General features: G+C 68.9%; 4 protein-coding genes. 1 reads left to right on the forward strand and 3 read right to left on the reverse strand.

Annotated elements, in window-relative coordinates; translation table 11 throughout:
• On the reverse strand, positions 1-247 hold a 247-nt coding region (locus tag IY392_RS01935), incomplete at its 3' end, for an HTH domain-containing protein (protein WP_194860370.1).
• Positions 248-391: 144 nt separating this feature from the next.
• On the opposite strand from IY392_RS01935, the gene IY392_RS01940 reads away from it, so the two are divergent.
• A complete protein-coding gene (locus tag IY392_RS01940) occupies positions 392-1,009 on the forward strand; it encodes a DUF664 domain-containing protein (protein ID WP_107758186.1) in 618 nt (205 codons plus the stop codon).
• 37 nt (positions 1,010-1,046) lie between these two features.
• Here IY392_RS01940 and IY392_RS01945 read toward each other — a convergent pair whose 3' ends face one another.
• A complete protein-coding gene (locus tag IY392_RS01945; protein ID WP_107757137.1) occupies positions 1,047-2,546 on the reverse strand; it encodes a WS/DGAT domain-containing protein in 1,500 nt (499 codons plus the stop codon).
• A 171-nt stretch (positions 2,547-2,717) separates the two neighbouring features.
• A partial coding sequence (locus tag IY392_RS01950; RefSeq protein ID WP_194860371.1) for a WS/DGAT domain-containing protein occupies positions 2,718-3,673 on the reverse strand: 956 nt, incomplete at its 5' end.

Here is a 3,673-nt window from a genome sequence, read left to right on the forward strand (position 1 = left end):
CCTCGCGGTCGTCCAGCAGCAGGGGCGGAAGCCGGCGGCCCGACCCCAGCCGGTAACCGCCGCCCGCGCCGCGTTCGGATTCGACCGGATACCCCAGGTCACGCAGCCGGTCCACGTCCCGCCGCACCGACCTGGTGGTCACACCGAGTTCGGCCGCCAGCTCCGGCCCGGTCCACACCGCGCGCCGCTGGAGCAGGTCGAGCAAACCCAGTACGCGCTGGGTCGTGGGCGTTCTGTCGGCGGTCACGTCACCCAGTGTCGCACCGTCAGCGGACCGGATCTGTCCTGATCGACTGAGAGTCTGTTGTCGGACCACGGTGCGGATCAGCAACTGATCCGTTGCCCGTCCGCCGACACCATCCCGTTCACGAGACACACCCAGGAGATCGTCATGCCACTGTTCGCTGCCACCCACACCACCGAACGCGAGACCCTGCTCGAATGGACCGACCACGCGCTCGTCAACGCCCGCTCGATCGTCCACGGCCTCACCGCCGACCAACTACGGGCGCGTCCGGTGCCCTCGAGTGAGCTGACGCTCGGTTGGCTGATCCTGCACATCGGCCAGGTGGCCGAGGACTGGCTGGGCCGGGCGGCCGCCGCGCCGGACCCCCTCGAGACGGGACGCTCGCTGCCCGAGGCCTTCGAGTGGGCCGAGACGGTCAACCGTGTCGACCCCGACGCGACCGCCGAGGAGATCCTCGCCGAGTACGACCGCCGGTGCGCCGCGGGCCTCGCCCATCTCCGCGCCGCCGATCTGGGAGCCCCGGTCCCGGTCCCCGCGGAGATGCCGTGGTTCCCGCCGGGCCTGGCGCCGTTCGACGGCCGCTGGTGCGCGCATCACGTCCTCACCGAGATCAACCGGCACAGCGGGCACGCCGACCTCCTGCGTGAGGCACTCGACGGGCGCACGATGTACGACCTGATCGCCGAGGACCAGGGCATCGACATGTCCTACATCGGTGCCTGGTTCGCCGCGCACCCGGAGGTCCCGGCGCCCGCGTGGTGAGTCGGGCTCATTCCGCGCGGAGGGGCGCGCCGGCTGGTCAGTCGCCTTCGTGCCAGCCGGCGAACGTCGCGAACTTGTCCTCGATCATCCCGGCCACTTCGCCCGGGTCGGGCACGAGTCCCGCGTCCGTGGCGATGCCTACCGAGACCGTGCCGTTGTAGCTGAAGATGCAGATCCCGAAGGCCTGGTCGCCGCTCATCGGAACCCAGCCGAGCATCCCCTCGACGGGGGTGCCGGCGATCCGCACCGTGGAGACCGGCCCGGGGACCGACGTGAGCTGGCCGACGGTCTTGTTGGCGAGCAGGTCGACCACCGCGTGCGCCACCGGGCCGGGAGTGATCGCTACGCCGAGCATGGTGGCGAAGTTGACGTGTGGTTCGAACGAGTAGCGCACCCGGGACATGGACGTGGCGATCGCGTCGATGAGCTCGTCGGCGTCGTCGATCCCCAGCGGTAGGCGCATGAGGATGATCGTGAGGTGGTTGCCCAGTTCCTCCGGCAGTTCGTCGGCCACAGGCTCGATGGACATCGGCACCATGAGGTTGATGTCCGAGACCCGACGATCGCCGTGGGCGTCGAGGTACTCGGTGAGCGCCCTGGACACCGCCGCGAGCATCACGGTGGTGACCGTGGTGCCGTGCACCTTCGCCACCCTCTTGATCGCCGCGAGGTCCAGCCCGGAGATCCAGGAGACCCTTTTCTCAACATGGGCGTGACCGCTCCAGGACAGCTCGGGCGATCTGGGTTCGAACAGCAACCGGAAGGTCGAACGATAGGTGTTGGTCGTCCTATTGGTCAGATCGATGCTGTCGGCCAGGGATTCCACGACGCGCGTGGGCACCCGGGTGACCCCACGGCCCGGGGCCACCACTGCCCTGACCAGCCGCGTGAGAGTCCACGGGAACGTGACCGTGGCGCCGGCGAGACCGCGGGCGATACCGACCGAGTCCCTGGCCATCCCCACCCCGGCGCGGCCGACCGTCCGGAGGATCCCGCCTCCACCAGCGGAGAGGGGTCGGCCCACCCGCGGCAGCTGGGCGTCGTCGTCATCGCTGTCGCACAGACCGAGGACCAACTGGGTCAACCGCATACCGTCGACCATCCCGTGCTGGACCCGGAACAGCACCAGCGCGCCCTCCCGCTCGGCCTCGTGACCGTGGCCGTGGTAGCCCTCGAGGAACTCGGCGCGCCACAGGGGGCGGTCGTCGGGGAGCTGGACGCTCATCTGCTCGGAGACGTACGCCTCGGCCTCGGCCCGTCCGCCCGGCGCGGGGAGCCGCCCGCGGATCAGATGGTGGGAGAGGTCGAAATCGGGATCATCCTCCCAGTACCACCGTCTGCCCTCGCGTACCGGGACCCGCCGGAACACCGGGTGGGGGTCAACCATCCGTGTGGCGACTGCCTCTGTGACCGCGTCCCAGTCGGGGATCTCCGAGAACCACACCAACGAGGTGATGTACATGAGGTTGTCGGCGCGGTCCATGTGCAACCACAACTGATCCCGCAGCGGGATTCTGACTCTCGCCGTCTCCCCCATCGTCCCGACGCCTCTCCCGTGGCCACGCTCGCGCACCGGGTCATGCGCACGAGTACAGGCTAGAACAGGCGTGACAGAGATCACGAGTGTTTTCCTTGTTCCCCACGCCTACCGGGGTCGACGCGCCGGTGTGGTGAAGTACACCGTGAAGGAGAGGCGTGACGACGGTCCTCAGACCTGGGCCTCCCAGCCGTCGAACGTCGCGAACTGGTCCTTGATCAGCTCGGCGACCCGGCCCGGGTCCGGCACGAGTCCGGCGTCGGTGGCGATACCCACGGAGACCTTCCCGTCGTAGCTGAAGACGCAGATCCCGAGCGCCTGGTCGCCGCTCATCGGGACCCAGCCCAGCATCCCCTCGACCACGGTCCCGGCGAGGCTCACCGTGGAGACGGGTCCGGGCACCGAGGTGAGCTGACCGACGGTCTTGTTGGCGAACAGGTCGATCACGGCGTGCTGCACCGCGGTCGGGGTGACCGCCACGGTGAGCATCGAGGCGAAGGTGATGTGTGGCTCGAACGAATAGCGCACCCGGGTCATCGACGTGGTGATGGCGTCGATGAGCTCGTCGGCGTCGTCGATGCCCAGTGGCAGACGCATGAGGATGAGGGTGATGTGGTTGCCCAGTTCCTCCGGGAGGTCGTCGCTGTTCGGCGTCACCGACATGGGCACCATGAGGTTGATGTCGGCGACCGGGCGGTCACCGTGCGCGTCGAGGTAGCGGGTGAGGGCTTTGGACACCGCGGCGATCATCACCGAGGTGACGGTGGTGTCGTGCAGTGACGCCACCCTCTTGACGGCCGCGAGCTCCAGTCCCGAGACCCAGGAGACCTTCTTCTCCGCGTGCGTCCGTCCACTCCACGACAGGTCGGGGGTCCGGGGCTCGAACAGCAGTCGGAAGATGGAGCGATAGGTGTTGGTCGTCGTGTTGGTGGAGTCGATGGTGTCGGCCAGGGATTCCACGACACGAGTGGGCATCCGGGTCAGTTCCCCGCCGGGGGCCGCCACGTCCCTGGCCAGGCGCGCGAGCGTCACCGGGAACCTGATCGTGGCACCCGCGACACCGCGGGCGATGCCGATCGAGTCCTTGGCCAGTCCTGCCCCGACCTGGCCGACCGCCCCCACGATCC

The organism is Dietzia sp. SYD-A1, assembly GCF_015356725.1.
Lineage (GTDB): Bacteria > Actinomycetota > Actinomycetes > Mycobacteriales > Mycobacteriaceae > Dietzia.

Bases quoted from the DNA above. Each gene is read 5' to 3' on its own strand.
- IY392_RS01940 (WP_107758186.1), top strand. From the start codon at position 392: ATGCCACTGTTCGCTGCCACCCACACCACCGAACGCGAGACCCTGCTC.
- IY392_RS01945 (WP_107757137.1), bottom strand. From the start codon at position 2,546: ATGGGGGAGACGGCGAGAGTCAGAATCCCGCTGCGGGATCAGTTGTGG.